Source organism: Bradyrhizobium sp. S3.7.6 (genome assembly GCF_054061875.1).
Map to the genome: position 1 here is coordinate 218,677 of NZ_JBSSEQ010000001.1, position 13,976 is coordinate 232,652.

The window sequence follows — 13,976 nt, forward strand, 5'->3', positions numbered from 1 at the left end:
GGCCGCGGTGAGAACCCGGAAGAGGGATCGCTCATGTGCATATGGGGCACGCGCACTGTTCCGGGCGGCGAGGCGATGCGCGCCATGCGCAAGGTCTGGATCGAAGCGGCGTTGCCGGGCTCGACGGCAACCAATCTCCGCCTCGTCGAGGACGCCGTACCGATGGTCCGCCAGCATGGCGGCGAGCCGGCCACGACTGCCGAGGTCCGGCAAGGGTTCGCGAACGGTTAACGCACTCCCGCAAGCCGGATAGCCCCTGGCGGAACCGCAAATCTTCACGCGTCCGTCGGTTGTATTCGTACGCCCGGAGTCCTATGCGTAGGCGCCATGGACATCCAGATCATCACCGCCGAAAAGCCCCTGATGGCGCAGGCGCGCCCGCGCAAGCCGGCGCCATTCCTTCCCATGAGCCGCGCCGAGATGGACGCGCTCGGCTGGGACGCCTGCGACATCGTGCTGGTGACCGGCGATGCCTATGTCGACCATCCGAGCTTTGGCATGGCCATCATCGGCCGGCTGCTGGAGGCGCAGGGCTTTCGGGTCGGCATCATCTCCCAGCCCGACTGGCATTCGGCCGATCCGTTCAAGGTGCTCGGCAAGCCAAAAGTGTTTTTCGGCGTCACCGGCGGCAACATGGACTCGATGGTGAACCGCTACACCGCGGACCGGCGCATCCGCAGCGACGACGCCTATACGGCCGGCGGCGAAGGCGGCAAGCGGCCCGACCGCTGCACCGTCGTCTACGCGCAGCGCTGCCGCGAGGCGTTCAAGGACGTGCCGATCGTGCTCGGCGGCATCGAGGCCTCGCTGCGCCGGATCGCGCATTACGATTACTGGTCCGACAAGGTGCGCCGCTCGGTGCTGGCCGACGCCAAGGCCGACCTCTTGCTTTACGGCAATGCCGAGCGCGCCGTCGTCGAAGTGGCGCAGCGGCTCGCTGACGGCGAGGCACCGCGCGACCTCAACGACATCAGAGGCGTCGCGCTGTTCCGCCGCGTCCCGGAGGACTACAGCGAACTGCACGCCGACGATCTCGATTCCGCCGACGAGGGCGCAACGCGCCAGAAGGGTGCGACCGTCATCCGGCTGCCGGCGCTGGAGCAGGTCGAGCAGGACAAGGAAGCCTATGCGCGCGCGTCACGCGTGCTGCATCGGGAGAGCAATCCCGGCAATGCACGGCCGCTGGTGCAGCGTCATGGCGACCGCGACCTCTGGCTCAATCCGCCGCCGATCCCGCTGACCAGCGACGAGATGGATGCGGTCTACGACCTGCCTTACGCACGCGCGCCGCATCCGTCCTATGGCGAGGCAAAGATCCCCGCCTGGGACATGATCAAGTTCTCGGTGACGATCATGCGCGGCTGCTTTGGCGGCTGCACCTTCTGCTCGATCACCGAGCATGAGGGCCGCATCATCCAGAACCGCTCTGAGGGTTCTATTCTGCGCGAGATCGAAAAGATCCGCGACAAGACGCCGGGCTTCACCGGCGTGATCTCCGACATCGGCGGCCCCACGGCCAACATGTACCGGATGGCGTGCAAGGATCCGAAGGTCGAGGCGGCGTGCCGCCGGCCGTCCTGCGTCTTCCCCGAGATCTGCCCGAACCTCAACACCTCGCATGACGATCTGATCCGGCTCTATCGCAAGGTGCGCGAGACCAAGGGCATCAAGAAGGTGATGGTCGCTTCGGGCGTGCGCTACGACCTCGCGGTCGAGAGCCCCGAATACATCAAGGAGCTCGTCACCCATCACGTCGGTGGTTACCTGAAGATCGCGCCCGAACATACCGAGCGCGGCCCGCTCGACAAGATGATGAAGCCGGGCATCGGCGCCTACAACCAGTTCAAGCGGATGTTCGATGCCGCGGCCGAGCAGGCCGGCAAGAAATACTATCTGATCCCGTATTTCATCGCGGCGCATCCGGGCACGACCGACGAGGACATGATGAACCTCGCGCTCTGGCTCAAGAAGAACCGCTATCGCGCCGATCAGGTGCAGACCTTCCTGCCCTCGCCGATGGCGACCGCGACCGCGATGTACCACACCGGCGTCAACCCGCTGCGCGGCGTACGCCGCGGCGGCAGCGACAAGGTCGAGGCGATCAAGGGCCTGCGGCAGCGAAGGCTGCACAAGGCGTTTTTGCGCTATCACGACCCCGACAATTGGCCGGTGCTCCGCGAGGCCTTGATCGAGATGGGCCGCCGCGACCTGATCGGCTCGCGTCCCGACCAGCTCGTGCCCGCGCATCAGCCGCCCGGCACCGGCAAGGCCGCCGGCACACGGCGACCGGTGCGCCCCGGCGGCAAGACGCAGCGGTTCACGACCAAGGGTCTGCGGGTGATGAAGTAGCGGCAGAGCCGGATGAGGTCCGGTTCGGCCTGCGGCAGTTGTGCTCCAAAATAAAATGTCGAAAACAACCCCATGCACAGTAGACGGCATGAGCGGGATCAATGGCTTAGGCGGTCTGCGGCGACGTTGACCCGTCGGGCAAAACAGGCGCTGGATGGCATCCTCGGCAGCGTTGGCTGAGCAAGTCCCCGACGCTCCTCCGTATCGATATCCCAAAGCTTCACATCGCGTCCCGCACGCAAGCTTTTTCCGCGCGCGCTGTGCGGATCATGCTCGAAACGGCATCTTCCATCGATTCGAATCCAATCGACGCGCCGGCCGATGAGGCGCGCGTTCCTTAACGCACGCTCCGAAACCAGTTGACCTCGGCGCCATCATGTAACATATGAAGTTACATGAAACGAGACGGCCGATTATCAGGGGTTCTCCACGTCCTGCTGCACATGGCGCAGCAGCCTGGCCCGTTCACCTCCGAGACCCTGGCGAAGGCCATGGACACCAACCCGGTGGTGATCCGCCGCATCATGGCGGGCCTGCGCGACCTCGGTTACGTCCGCTCCGAGAAGGGGCACGGCGGTGGCTGGACGCTGGCTTGCGATCTGTCGAGGGTGACGCTGCGCGACGTCTACACCGCGCTCGGCAGCCCCTCGATTCTGGCCATGGGCAACCGGACCGAGGCGCCTGGCTGCCTCGTCGAGCAGGCCGTCAATGCCGCGCTCGATCAGGCCTTTGACGATGCAGAGGCGTTGCTGCTGTCGCGCTTTGGCGAAGTGACGCTGGCGATGCTGAGCGACGATCTGCGCAAGCGCCTGGGTGCGCGAAAGCTTCACAGCATGAGCGCGCATCACGCGTGACCCATTCCCCTCAGCAGGACAACATCGTGACCGACATTCAAAACGCGTTCTCCGATCCGCAGATGGTGGCGAAGTACACCGAAGGGCCGCCACGGTTTGTTCCCGGCTACAATTCGATGCTGTCCATGGCGGCGATCCTTTTGGGCGAGCGTGCGCGTGAAGATGCGCGAATACTCGTTCTTGGCGCCGGCGGCGGCCTGGAGCTGAATGCCTTTGCGCAAGCGCAGCCGCGCTGGACCTTCGACGGCGTGGACCCGTCCGCTGCGATGCTGAATCTCGCGAAGCAGACGCTGGGCCCGCTCGCGTCGCGCGCGCGTCTGCACCAAGGCTATATCGACGATGCACCGGAGGGGCCGTTCGACGGCGCGACGTGCCTGTTGACCCTGCACTTCGTCGATGTCGAGGAACGGCTGCGAATAGCGTCCGAAATCCGCCGCCGCCTCAAGCCCGGCGCGCCGTTCGTCGCGGCCCATTTCAGCATCCCCGGCGACGACGATGAACGGCCGCTTTGGCTCTCGCGCTATTCCGCCTTTCTCGCCGCAGCCGGAGTCGAGCCCGACAAGGCGGCCGCCGCGCGAAAGGCGGTCGACGGCCAGTTGAGCATTCTGGCGCCCGCGCGAGACGAAGCAATTTTGCGCGACGCAGGCTTCTCCGTCCCAACCCTGTTCTACATCGGCTTCACGTTCCGCGGCTGGGTCGCCTACGCCTGAGACGTCACGGCCTCGTCGACACGTCGCCATGAAGAAGCCAGGCAGGGCCTGCCTCTCGCGCTACTCCGCAAGCCGCGCGAGCGGGCCCGCGGCCGCCTTCTGTTCACCCAGCGCTTGGCCCTGGGCCATGCGTTGGCGGATCATTGCGACAACCGGGCCTACCTGCTCGAAAGCCCGGTCGTGGGCGTCGTCGCCGGCGACCGCCAGTTTCGTCAGGTCGTAGACGTCGATCCGGTCGCGCGCGAGCTCAGTTCGATAAGGCTCCTGGGTCGGGTCGATATCGCCCAGGCGGGCGACGTCTCCCCAGATCGTCTTCGACAGCGAGAGCGCGCCGTCGTCACGCGAGACGAACAACGAGATGGGGGGCCGCGCGCCGCTCATCCGGTTCAGTTGCGAGCGGAAGACATCGACATCCACGTCGGGTGCCACCAGCATCACATTCTTCAGCTTGCTGCGCTTCGACGCGACAGCCGGGGCGCGGATCGCCCGCGTTCGCAGTGCTTCCAGTGCGATCCAATTGCCCATCGAATGAGCCAGAAGATAAACTTCGCCGACGGCAGACGAGGCGTCGAGCGTGCTCAACAGATTGTCGAGCGCGTCACGCGAAAAATTGGCGCTTTCCCGGTCATAGGTATACGCGCGCAGCCTCAGCTCGCCGCGCGATGGCCAGGTGAAAAGCACGGGAACGACCGGCACTTTGGAGTCGTGCACGATCTGCGCGAAGCGATAGACCGCATCATCGAAGCGGTTGTTGAAGCCGTGGACGAAGACAAGCACCTTGTTGCGACCGGACTGCTTCATCGCCGCGGCGACAGACGCAGCGAAATGCGTCTTGTCGAGATAGTCGGCCGACACAGTCGTGAAATCCCGTTGGGGGTCGCCGGGCAGGCTCGCGGGCCACTGCACTTCGCCGATCTTCCGCGCGGCATCTGGCGGGATCGAGACAGTCACCTCGGCAAAGGACAGCTCGTCCGAACGGTCCCCGCTGAACATCTCACCGGGATCGACGTCGGATCGCTTGCGATTGGTGACGACGTAGATCGGGACATTTGTGTTTCCGGGGGCGACCTGCGCTGTCGGAACAAGCACGCCCTGCGACGGACGTCCTGCACAGCCGCCCAGGACTGCTGCGATCGACAAAGCCAACAAAACTGCTGGAGCACTGATGCGACTCGTCCGGACCACCGGCAACACTCACAACTGGACGCAAGAGCGCGATAACTCACCATCCGGGCAACGGAAGGGGCACCGGATATCGACCAGTCTATACCGGCTGAGCGTGCCTGGATGTCACGGCGCGGCAACACCCAGCCGGCGACAACTGCGGAACCCGGTCTTGCAGACCATGGTCGAGTGAAATGTTTAAGAGGGAGATGTCGAGCATCTCACGTGGCACAAATTGCATATGCGTTGCCGTTGCGGCGGCGGCCTTGCTTTGGCGGTCGTCAGAGCGCCTTGACGTGCTTGGAGAAGATGCGGAGCCGCTCGCGCTGCCGCCTGCCCTGCTGTTCGAAAGCGTATGATGCAAGGCGCTCGACCGCGTCGCGGAGACACCTGAATTGGGTCTCCCTTTCGTCGGGACGCGTGCCCTTCGAGCCGTGAAGGTCGTCCAGCGCGACGCTGCTTATCTCGCAGTCGACGATGCTGGCGCCATACGTCATCGTAAACAGAAACGCCATCCGCTCCGTGTCGTAGCCAAGAATCTGGCCGCGCGTCAGAAGCGCTGCGTTTTCCGCTGGGGATACTCTCGGTGGACGCGGCAATTGTCAGCCTACGGCTTCGCCGGTGTCGCACGGCGGCACCTCCGCCAGGCGGCTCGCCTGCGAAGCAAAATCGTTGAACGCTGCGACTGCGTCGCTCATGTTGCGGCATCCGCGGCTGTCGCGCGAGGCGTGAACGCGAAGATCGAACAGCTCCATCCAGAACAGGGGCGCCGCAGCTGAACCGGCTTCAAGCGTTTCGAACATGTTGATCTCGCAATCGCCAACGCGCTCAAGCGCAACCGTCCGTGGGCCATGAGCGATATGAGGAATTCCGAGCAATTTTCCGTAACTTCGCAATATCTTCACGTTTATAGGCGGCGCGCCATCGCAGCTGGACATCAAGGCCTTCGGGCTTTTTCGGGGTGGGTTCGCCCCCGAGTACAGACGACGCACCTAGGGGGACAGATCGCCGATTTAAGTCACATGACACCCGGTTTCTTGTTATCGTGAGCCAATAACTTGATTTTCTATGCCGCGATCCCGATGCGCGAGCCGAGGACTCAAGGCCGCAGCGGCAACGACGAAAGGGTTCGATGTGGCTGCTGCCCGTTCGCCCCAATTGCAAGCCATGCCCAGTGCGACCGGCGGCATCGCCCGCCTGGTGTGGGCCCGCCTGCGCGAAGCCGGCATTCAGGCGGACGGCTTGCTGTCCAAGGCCAGATTGACCCTCGAGCAGATCCAAGACCGCAAGGCGCGGCTTAGCGTTGAAAGCCAGATCAAGTTTCTGGAGCTTGGTGCCGAGGCGCTGCACGACGACGCCCTGGGATTTCACCTGGCACGGGACTTCGACCTTCGTGAGATCGGCCTGCTCTACTATGTCGCGGCCTCATCCGGGACAGTCGCTGAAGCATTGTCAAAGACGGAGCGCTATTGCCGCCTCGCGAACGAGGGAATTTCACTGCGATTTGCCGCGAAGGACATGGCGATTGCGTTGAGCTATGTCGGCGTGGAACGGCGGTCGGATCGGCACCAGATCGAATTCTGGGTGACCTCTATCATTCGAATCAACCGCGCACTGACCAACCGCCGCGTGGTGCCAAGCCGTGTCAAAGTCGCCCATCGCCGTCGAGCGATGCCCGCGGAGGTCAGGTCGTTCCTTGGTTGCGAGATCGAGTTCGGATCAGACGTCGATGAGATCGCCTTCCCTCAGTCCGTGGGACAGATGCCCATCGAAAGTGCCGATCACCACTTGAACGATCTGCTGGTGACCTTCTGCGAGGAGGCGCTTGCACATCGGAAGCCTGGGGGAGTTTCGCTCAGATCGAGCGTCGAGAATGCCATCGCGCCACTGCTTCCCCATCGCGAGGCACGGGCTGAGGAGATCGCGCGCCGGCTCGGCATGAGCCACCGCACGTTGGCGCGGCGCCTCGCGTCGGAAGGACTGACCTTCACCGGCATTATGGACGAGCTGAAAATCGACCTCGCCAAAAGCTATTTGAAAAAGGACGAGTTGCCGATTTCGCAAACCGCCTGGCTGCTCGGCTATGGCGAAGTCAGCGCATTCACCCACGCCTTCAGGCGCTGGACCGGAATGACGCCACGACAATGGCGTGCCGCGGACGATCCCAAGCGCGCCGACAACGTCAACGATACGCCCCCTCGCGCAAAGAACGCCAGGGCAAGCTAGTCCCGGCGGTAACGCCAAAGCGCCCCGATGCAGCCAGGAAAACACCAGATCCAGTCAAGCCGCGGACCGCTGCAACCCTCACCGATCCACCGGCACGCCCGGCCCGAGATGATACCGGCTCGAGAAGAACACCAGCGGCGTAGTGTCGCGATAGTCGCAGCTCGAAACTTCGGCGATGATCAGCGTGTGGTCGCTGACATCGACGTGGCGTGTGACCTCGCAGGCGAACCAGGCCATGCAGCCCGACAGACGCGGCAGGCCGTCGACGATGACGTAATCCGGCGTCGCGCCGGTGTTCGGCTGGCTCGCGAAGTGCCGCGACAGGTCCCGGCCATGCTCGGGCAGGACGTTGACGCAGTAGCGTCCAGTCGCCGAGATCGCCCGGTGCATGCGTCCTGGCATGACCGACACCAGCACGGTCGGCGGGGACAGGCTGACGGTGACAAAACTGTTCGCGGTCATGCCGCAGACGCGGCCGTGCTCGTCCAGCGCGGTCAGCACCGCGACACCGGTCGTAAAGCGCGATGCGGCCTCGCGGAATGAGGCCGGATTGGCGCGCGGCATGTCAATCCCCACTCGCATCGGTCCTCACGCAATCGCCCTGACCGGCTCAGGCGGCGCCGACATGCGCTCGATCCAGGCCTGGATGCGCTGCGGCGTGCAGATGCGGTCCCACTGCCGGTCCGGGTAGTTGAAATTCTCGGTGAACTCGTTGGCCAGCGCCGGGTTCTGGCTCATCGCGCCGATCAGCATGCCCAGCGCTTCCGTCGGCGGCTGCAGCATCACATTGGTCCAGCGCGAGGCCGCCAGCACGCGATCCTGTCGTTTCAGCTCGATCTTCTCGCACAGGCGCAAGTCGAGCGCATCCGCGTTGACGATCTCCTCGCCGAGCACGAAGGCCGCATAGGAGGCGACATTGGCGCCCTGGCCCATCATGGGATCGACGATCGCATGGACGTCACCGAGCGCGATCGCGCATTTGCCGTCGTCGAACTCGACCACAGTGTTGCGCACCGTCGGGACCACGCCGCCTTGCAGCAGATCCTGCGGCTGCGCGAGATCGAAGCGCGCGGTGTCGATGCGGTCGTAGGTCGTCGGGTGATGCTTCTCGAGCTTGCCGAGCAGCACTTTCAAGAAGTGCTTCGGGTTGTCGTCGTAGCTGAGCGTGGCCAGTTCCTCCATGTCGCCGCCCGGCACATTCTCCATCAGCAGCGCGTTGGCGACACCGCCGAACGTAATGGTCGGGATCACGATCATCTCGCCATGGCCTGGAGACACCGAGAGCGTGACGTTCATGGGATCGGGCTGCCGCATGCCGGTGTAAAGCCCGACGCACAGCCGCCGTTGCGGCTGCGAATAGGGGGTGTGCTCCGGCCGGTAAGTGAAGAGCTGGCCCAGCGGACCCTTGCCGGTCGAGACGACCAGGAGATCGAAACGGGCGACCAGCGGACGGATGTCGCGCTCTTCGATGCGGCGATATTCGATCTTGCCGCCGCGGCTGACAAAATCCTGCATCAGGGCAGGAAGATAGATCCGGTAGTCGACGGCGCGGCTCGGCTTCGAGAAATCACCGCGAAAGCTCAGCGGCTGCGGAAAATTGAAGACGTGATCGTGGTAGTAATAATGGTCCTTCGGATCGCTCCAGTGATTGACGCCGAGATAGTCCTCGCGCGCGATCGTCACGTGGTGATGCGCGACGGTGTTGAGCAGGCGGATGTTCTTGTATTCCTCGGGCGGTCGATCCGTGATGATCGTCGCGTCCACGCCGTGCTTCTGCAGGTAAAGCGCGAGATGCAGGCCGGCGATGCCGGCGCCGACAATTCCGATATGGCGTGCCAATTTCGTCTCCTCCCCTGTGAATGCTTGTTTTGAGGGAGCCTAGCGACCCGCCGAGTTGCGCACTACGGAATAAATGGGATATAATTTATTCCAGATCGGAATGAATTATGGACCGGATCGATTGCCTGCGCGCTTTCGTTCGCGCCCTGGAGGGCGGCAGCTTCTCGGCTGCGGCCAAGGAGCTCGGAATCGGCCAGCCCGCGATCAGCAAGCGCATTGCGATGCTTGAAAGCGAATTCGGCACGCAGCTGTTTTCGCGCACGACGCGCACACTGAAGCCGACGGCCGAAGCGCACCGGATCTACGATCTCGCGCGGCAGATCCTCGACAGCTTCGACATGGCGCGGTCGAGTGTCGAACAGGCCGCACCCCGCCCCACCGGCACGCTCCGGATCGGCGTGCCGTCGTCGTTCGGACGGCGCTACGTGATGCCCGTCATCGCCGAGTACATTCGGAATTATCCGGAAGTGCGGGTCGACATCCGCTTCAGCGAGCGGTTCGTCAATCTGGTGGAAGAAGGCATCGAATTGGCGCTGCGCATTGGAAACCTGGAAGCGAGCACGCTGGTCGCCCGCCGGCTCGGGACCGTGCAGCGCCATCTTGTTGCGACACCCACCTATCTGCACGGCCGCCCGCTGCCGCGGACACCTGACGATCTCAGCTCGCACCAGTGCATCGTCTATTCGCGGATGTCGCCGGCGCAGCAATGGGCCTTCGAATCCGAGCATGGCCGTCACGTCGCATCGATCAACGGACCCATTCACGTCGACGACGCCGATGCGATGCAGGAGGCGACGATGCAGCATCTCGGCATCGCGATCCTGCCCGAATGGAATGCCGCGGAGGGCCTTCGCAGCGGCGAGCTCGAACATGTGCTTCCGGAGTACACCATCGCCGCGCTGCCCCTGCACGCGGTCTATCCGGAGACGCAGTGGATGTCGTTGCGCGCGCGAAGCTTTCTGGATCTCCTGGTCGACCGCGCCGAGCATTTCGCGCCAGCCCCGTCGCATACCCGCACCGCCGGCGCAGGCGGTTGACGCCGCCCCCGCCATCATTAAATGACGCCCATGAAAAAGATCGGATTTCTGTCCTTCGGACACTGGACGCCCTCGCCGCAATCGCAGACCCGCTCGGCGGCGGACACGCTGCTGCAATCCATCGAGCTGGCCGTCGCGGCGGAACAGCTCGGCGCGGATGGCGCCTATTTCCGCGTGCATCACTTCGCGCGCCAGCTGGCCTCGCCCTTCCCGCTGCTCGCCGCCGTCGGCGCGAGAACCAGCACAATCGAGATCGGCACGGCCGTGATCGACATGCGCTACGAAAACCCGCTCTACATGATCGAGGATGCGGGTAGCGCCGATCTCATCGCCGGCGGGAGGCTCCAGCTCGGCATCAGCCGCGGCTCGCCGGAGCAGGTGATCGACGGCTGGCGCTACTTTGGTTATCGCCCGGCCGACGGCCAGAGCGATGCCGACATGGGCCGGCGCCATGCGGAGGTCTTTCTGGACCTGTTGCGCGGCGAAGGTTTTGCCGAGCCCAATCCGCAACCGATGTTTCCCAATCCGCCGGGGCTGCTGCGCCTCGAACCGCATGCGGCGGGCCTTCGCGAACGGATCTGGTGGGGCGCCGGCTCGAACGCGACCGCGGTGTGGGCAGCGAAGCTCGGCATGAATCTGCAGAGCTCGACGCTGAAGAACGACGAGACCGGCGAAGCTTTTCATGTGCAGCAGGCGGCGCAAATCCGGAGCTATCGCGCCGCGTGGACGGAGGCCGGCCACGCCCGCGAGCCCCGCGTGTCCGTCAGCCGCAGCATCTTCGCGCTGATGAATGATCGCGACCGCGCCTATTTCGGCGGGGAGCGCGGAGGCGAAGACCAGATCGGCTTCATCGACCCGCAAACGCGTGCGATCTTCGGCCGGAGTTATGCGGCCGAGCCGGAGGCACTGATCGAGCAACTACGGCAGGACGAGGCGATCGCCGAGGCCGATACGCTGCTGCTGACGATTCCGAACCAGCTCGGCGTCGACTATTGCGCACATGCGATCGAGGCGATCTTGAAGCACGTCGCGCCGGCGCTTGGCTGGCGGTGAGACCGCCGACCGATTCACTGCGAAAGTCAGGCCGTCTCGCGCTGGCCCCTGATCTTCTCAAGCCAAGCTGTCAAACGCGGATGTCTCGTATATCGGCCCTCCAGGCCCGCCAGTTCCTGCTGAAAGACCGGCAGCGAGAGCAGCCGTTCGATATCGGGCTCCCTGATCTTCCAGATCGCCGGCGGAAAGAAGCCATGCACCTTGAGTTCGTAGAGCTCGAAGATCGAATGAATGATCTCGTGTACCGCCCGGCGCTCTTCCGGTGTGATCTCAATGTCGCCGGCAGCCCCTCGCTCGAGGAATGCCGCGACCGGAAGGCGGCGTCGCAGGTCGGAGACCCGGTCGGAATATCGAAGGAAGATGTCCGCGCCCAGACGCCGATTGTTGGTGTGTAGCGCCGCATAGATCGCAGCCATGCCAACGATGATCGATCCGAGCGTCACGAATCTGAGAATATGGTCGAGCACGCGTCTCCTCCTTGCGCAGGGCACCGGAGTGACAGAGATAAACCAGACCGTGGGCCGATAAAATGGGGCGGCCAGGGCTCATGGACGCCCCCGCATCTCACATTTGTCAGATGCGCGGAGGATGAAGTCCCGTGAATTCGTGGTGATGTCAGTCCCGCGCCCGGGCCTACCCCGTCTTCGTCCCCGTGACGACGGCGAGCGCCTCGACGAGGCGGTCGAGATCGGCCTCGTCGGTAAAGAGCGCCGGCGTCACACGGATGCATTGGCCCTTGGCGACGCCCGCCCGGCGCACCGTCATGACCTTGTGGCTATCCCTCAGCTTCACGACGATAGCATCGTTGTCCGCCTTGCTGGTCTTGCCGGCGAGACGGAAGGACGTGATCGCGCCATATGAGCCGACCTCATCCGGCGTCAGGATCTCGATGTCCTTGAATCCGCGGGCGCGGCTCACCCAGTAATCGCGCAAATAGCGGAGGCGGGCTTGCTTTGCCGCCGCGCCGATCTGTTGATGGAGCGCCACGGCCGCGGGCACCGTCAGGACCGTCGCGAAATTGACCGTGCCGGTGTGCACCCGCGAGCGGATATCGGTCTCCGCAAAATCCTCGTCGCCCATGTCACGATCGATGTCGGCGAGGCGATCCTTCCTGATGTAGAGGAAGCCCACGCCGAGCGGCGCGCCGATCCATTTGTGCAGGTTGAAGCCGACGAAATCGACGTCGAGCTCGCCTACCCTGAAGTCGATCTGCCCCCAGGAATGCGCGGCGTCGACGATGGTGTCGATGCCCTTGACCCTGGCCATGCGGGCGATCTCGGCGACCGGCATGACGAGGCCGGTGCGATGGCTGACATGGGTGAGGAGGAGGAGCCTGGTCCTGGGATTCGCCTCGAGGGCGCGGGCATAGGCGTCGAGCACGGCCTGGCGGGTGGCCGGCTCCGGCACATCGAACCTGACCACGTCGACACCGCGGCGCGCCTTAAGCGCGTTCATCGCGTACTGCATCGAATCGTAGTCGAGGTCGGCGTAGAGAACGCTGTCGCCGGGCTTCAGCATGTTGTAGCCGCCGATCAGGAGCTGCAGCGCTTCGGTCGCGCCGCGGGTGAGCGCGATCTCCTCGGGCGCCGCGCCGACCGCCTGGGCCACCTTGATGCGCACGGCCTCGAAATCCGCACCCGCGCGCTGCCGCGCGTAGTAGGTGTTTTGATAGTTGACCATATCGGTCTGGCGAATGAACTCGCGCCTCACCGGCTCGGCCATAATGCCCCAAAAGCCGTTCTCCAGATTGACGACATCCGGCGTCACTGAATAGAGCCCCTTCACCGCCGCCCAATAGGCATTGTCGGTGGCGATGGCGGCCGCCGCTCCGGTCGGCTGCGCCGGCAGGCCGTCGGCTGCCATGGCCGGTGCCGCCAGGGACGTGACGGCTGCGGCCGCGAGGCCCTTCAGGATCGACCGGCGGTCGGACGACATTGTCTCATTCAGATGCATATCAGCCCCCCACGATGCGCGGCGAAGGGAGCAGCGATCCATAGAGCGCGCATGACGAAGGGATGACAGTTCGATGATGCCCGGCCGCCCGGTTACATTTCGGTCATTGCCCCGTCGATCATCCCGGCGCCGATGTCACCGGCCATTGCGAGACGTCCGCCATCGAAAGCAATTCCAGCTTCGCGGACGATTTTTCCAACAATGAGGCATGCGCAAGGCGCCGGGGATCATTGCGATAGTCTTGGAAGTCCGCATCGGATGCGAAGCTGACGATGTGCACCTCGATCGTGCCATCCGGATTTCGAAGACGACGCTACACACGCCCGTTGAACGCAGCGAATAGCGGCAAGACGGCATCCTCGTAGGCGCGGAAGGCCTCGATACCCTCAGGCGGTATTCGGGCAATGAGCACCAACGTTGCGGAGTGAGCTTGAGAAGTCATCGCCGCAATCCCGAGCCGAAATAGTCGCGCATTGGAGACGCCGCATCCTGCGGGCGCCGCCTCGCGGCGTCAATGACGGCTCGAATGCAAGGCCGGCACCTGCGAGACGCCCGCTTTGGGCGGGCTCCTGGGGATCAACTCGCGCGATCTCAGAACAAGGCGGCGCTGACGGCCTGTCCGTAGATCATCGCGGCGACGAGGGAGAGCAGCAAGCCCGCGCCCGAGAAAATCACGAGCACCTTTACGGTTTCGACATCAACGTTGGTTCTCGTCGCGCGGGATATCGCCTTTGCCAGTGCAGCCATCATCGCCAGCTCCGAACCGGGCCGCGCGGAGGCGGGCCCTGGTT

General features: G+C 64.1%; 15 protein-coding genes. 7 read left to right on the forward strand and 8 right to left on the reverse strand.

The genetic code is table 11. The features are described 5' to 3' along the window. Positions 1 to 33 precede the first annotated feature (33 nt). The 4 genes from ACVJ5M_RS01120 to ACVJ5M_RS01135 all read left to right on the forward strand — a co-directional run bounded on the left by ACVJ5M_RS01120 (position 34) and on the right by ACVJ5M_RS01135 (position 3,913). Entirely contained in the window at positions 34 to 231 is a 198-nt protein-coding gene (locus ACVJ5M_RS01120; RefSeq protein WP_063979786.1) for a hypothetical protein, read from the forward strand. Positions 232 to 327: 96 nt separating this feature from the next. Continuing rightward, on the forward strand, positions 328 to 2,349 hold the full coding sequence (locus ACVJ5M_RS01125) for a YgiQ family radical SAM protein (protein ID WP_063979787.1): 2,022 nt from the start codon (positions 328 to 330) through the stop codon (positions 2,347 to 2,349). A 395-nt stretch (positions 2,350 to 2,744) separates the two neighbouring features. Next, positions 2,745 to 3,203: an Rrf2 family transcriptional regulator gene (locus ACVJ5M_RS01130; RefSeq protein ID WP_063979788.1), complete on the forward strand. Its 459-nt coding sequence runs from the start codon at positions 2,745 to 2,747 to the stop codon at positions 3,201 to 3,203. Beyond that, a complete protein-coding gene (locus ACVJ5M_RS01135) occupies positions 3,200 to 3,913 on the forward strand; it encodes a class I SAM-dependent methyltransferase (RefSeq protein ID WP_063979789.1) in 714 nt (237 codons plus the stop codon). Before ACVJ5M_RS01130 ends, ACVJ5M_RS01135 begins: the two co-directional genes overlap by 4 nt. Before the next feature lie 60 nt (positions 3,914 to 3,973). Here ACVJ5M_RS01135 and ACVJ5M_RS01140 read toward each other — a convergent pair whose 3' ends face one another. From ACVJ5M_RS01140 to ACVJ5M_RS01150, 3 genes are all read right to left on the reverse strand, one after another. Beyond that, a complete protein-coding gene (locus ACVJ5M_RS01140; protein ID WP_224516823.1) occupies positions 3,974 to 4,768 on the reverse strand; it encodes an alpha/beta hydrolase in 795 nt (264 codons plus the stop codon). 590 nt (positions 4,769 to 5,358) lie between these two features. After that, the gene (locus ACVJ5M_RS01145) at positions 5,359 to 5,676 is read right to left on the reverse strand and encodes a DUF1488 family protein (RefSeq protein ID WP_256376441.1); all 318 of its coding nucleotides are present in this window, start codon (positions 5,674 to 5,676) and stop codon (positions 5,359 to 5,361) included. 3 nt (positions 5,677 to 5,679) lie between these two features. Then, positions 5,680 to 5,880, reverse strand: coding sequence for a hypothetical protein (locus tag ACVJ5M_RS01150; RefSeq protein ID WP_224516821.1), 201 nt, complete (start codon positions 5,878 to 5,880; stop codon positions 5,680 to 5,682). 331 nt (positions 5,881 to 6,211) lie between these two features. On the opposite strand from ACVJ5M_RS01150, the gene ACVJ5M_RS01155 reads away from it, so the two are divergent. Further along, positions 6,212 to 7,303, forward strand: a complete 1,092-nt coding sequence (locus ACVJ5M_RS01155) for an AraC family transcriptional regulator (protein WP_224580953.1) — start codon at positions 6,212 to 6,214, stop codon at positions 7,301 to 7,303. A 78-nt stretch (positions 7,304 to 7,381) separates the two neighbouring features. Here ACVJ5M_RS01155 and styB read toward each other — a convergent pair whose 3' ends face one another. Next, complete coding sequence (gene styB / locus ACVJ5M_RS01160) at positions 7,382 to 7,867, reverse strand: styrene monooxygenase NADH-dependent flavin reductase subunit StyB (protein WP_063979794.1); 486 nt, start codon at positions 7,865 to 7,867, stop codon at positions 7,382 to 7,384. 24 nt (positions 7,868 to 7,891) lie between these two features. Continuing rightward, positions 7,892 to 9,142, reverse strand: a complete 1,251-nt coding sequence (gene styA, locus ACVJ5M_RS01165; RefSeq protein WP_063979795.1) for a styrene monooxygenase subunit StyA — start codon at positions 9,140 to 9,142, stop codon at positions 7,892 to 7,894. A 107-nt stretch (positions 9,143 to 9,249) separates the two neighbouring features. Between styA and ACVJ5M_RS01170 the strand changes: the two genes are divergently transcribed. Further along, complete coding sequence (locus ACVJ5M_RS01170) at positions 9,250 to 10,179, forward strand: LysR family transcriptional regulator (RefSeq protein WP_354099458.1); 930 nt, start codon at positions 9,250 to 9,252, stop codon at positions 10,177 to 10,179. 30 nt (positions 10,180 to 10,209) lie between these two features. Then, positions 10,210 to 11,232, forward strand: coding sequence for an LLM class flavin-dependent oxidoreductase (locus ACVJ5M_RS01175; RefSeq protein ID WP_063979797.1), 1,023 nt, complete (start codon positions 10,210 to 10,212; stop codon positions 11,230 to 11,232). A 26-nt stretch (positions 11,233 to 11,258) separates the two neighbouring features. Here the strand turns inward: ACVJ5M_RS01175 and ACVJ5M_RS01180 are convergent, their stop codons facing one another. The 3 genes from ACVJ5M_RS01180 to ACVJ5M_RS01190 all read right to left on the reverse strand — a co-directional run bounded on the left by ACVJ5M_RS01180 (position 11,259) and on the right by ACVJ5M_RS01190 (position 13,935). Further along, entirely contained in the window at positions 11,259 to 11,699 is a 441-nt protein-coding gene (locus ACVJ5M_RS01180) for a hypothetical protein (RefSeq protein ID WP_063979798.1), read from the reverse strand. Positions 11,700 to 11,865: 166 nt separating this feature from the next. After that, positions 11,866 to 13,167 carry an aminotransferase class V-fold PLP-dependent enzyme gene (locus ACVJ5M_RS01185; protein ID WP_063986745.1) on the reverse strand — a complete coding sequence of 434 codons (1,302 nt, stop codon included), beginning with the start codon at positions 13,165 to 13,167 and terminating at the stop codon, positions 11,866 to 11,868. Positions 13,168 to 13,776: 609 nt separating this feature from the next. Next, entirely contained in the window at positions 13,777 to 13,935 is a 159-nt protein-coding gene (locus ACVJ5M_RS01190) for a hypothetical protein (RefSeq protein ID WP_231143684.1), read from the reverse strand. Positions 13,936 to 13,976 lie beyond the last annotated feature (41 nt).

What these genes read in the sequence shown, in the direction of transcription:
- ACVJ5M_RS01120 (WP_063979786.1), top strand. Translation starts at nt 34, where the DNA reads ATGTGCATATGGGGCACGCGCACTGTTCCGGGCGGCGAGGCGATGCGC.
- ACVJ5M_RS01125 (WP_063979787.1), top strand. Translation starts at nt 328, where the DNA reads ATGGACATCCAGATCATCACCGCCGAAAAGCCCCTGATGGCGCAGGCG.
- ACVJ5M_RS01130 (WP_063979788.1), top strand. Translation starts at nt 2,745, where the DNA reads ATGAAACGAGACGGCCGATTATCAGGGGTTCTCCACGTCCTGCTGCAC.
- ACVJ5M_RS01150 (WP_224516821.1), bottom strand. Translation starts at nt 5,880, where the DNA reads ATGTTCGAAACGCTTGAAGCCGGTTCAGCTGCGGCGCCCCTGTTCTGG.
- styB (WP_063979794.1), bottom strand. Translation starts at nt 7,867, where the DNA reads ATGCCGCGCGCCAATCCGGCCTCATTCCGCGAGGCCGCATCGCGCTTT.
- ACVJ5M_RS01170 (WP_354099458.1), top strand. Translation starts at nt 9,250, where the DNA reads ATGGACCGGATCGATTGCCTGCGCGCTTTCGTTCGCGCCCTGGAGGGC.
- ACVJ5M_RS01175 (WP_063979797.1), top strand. Translation starts at nt 10,210, where the DNA reads ATGAAAAAGATCGGATTTCTGTCCTTCGGACACTGGACGCCCTCGCCG.
- ACVJ5M_RS01185 (WP_063986745.1), bottom strand. Translation starts at nt 13,167, where the DNA reads ATGTCGTCCGACCGCCGGTCGATCCTGAAGGGCCTCGCGGCCGCAGCC.
- ACVJ5M_RS01190 (WP_231143684.1), bottom strand. Translation starts at nt 13,935, where the DNA reads ATGATGGCTGCACTGGCAAAGGCGATATCCCGCGCGACGAGAACCAAC.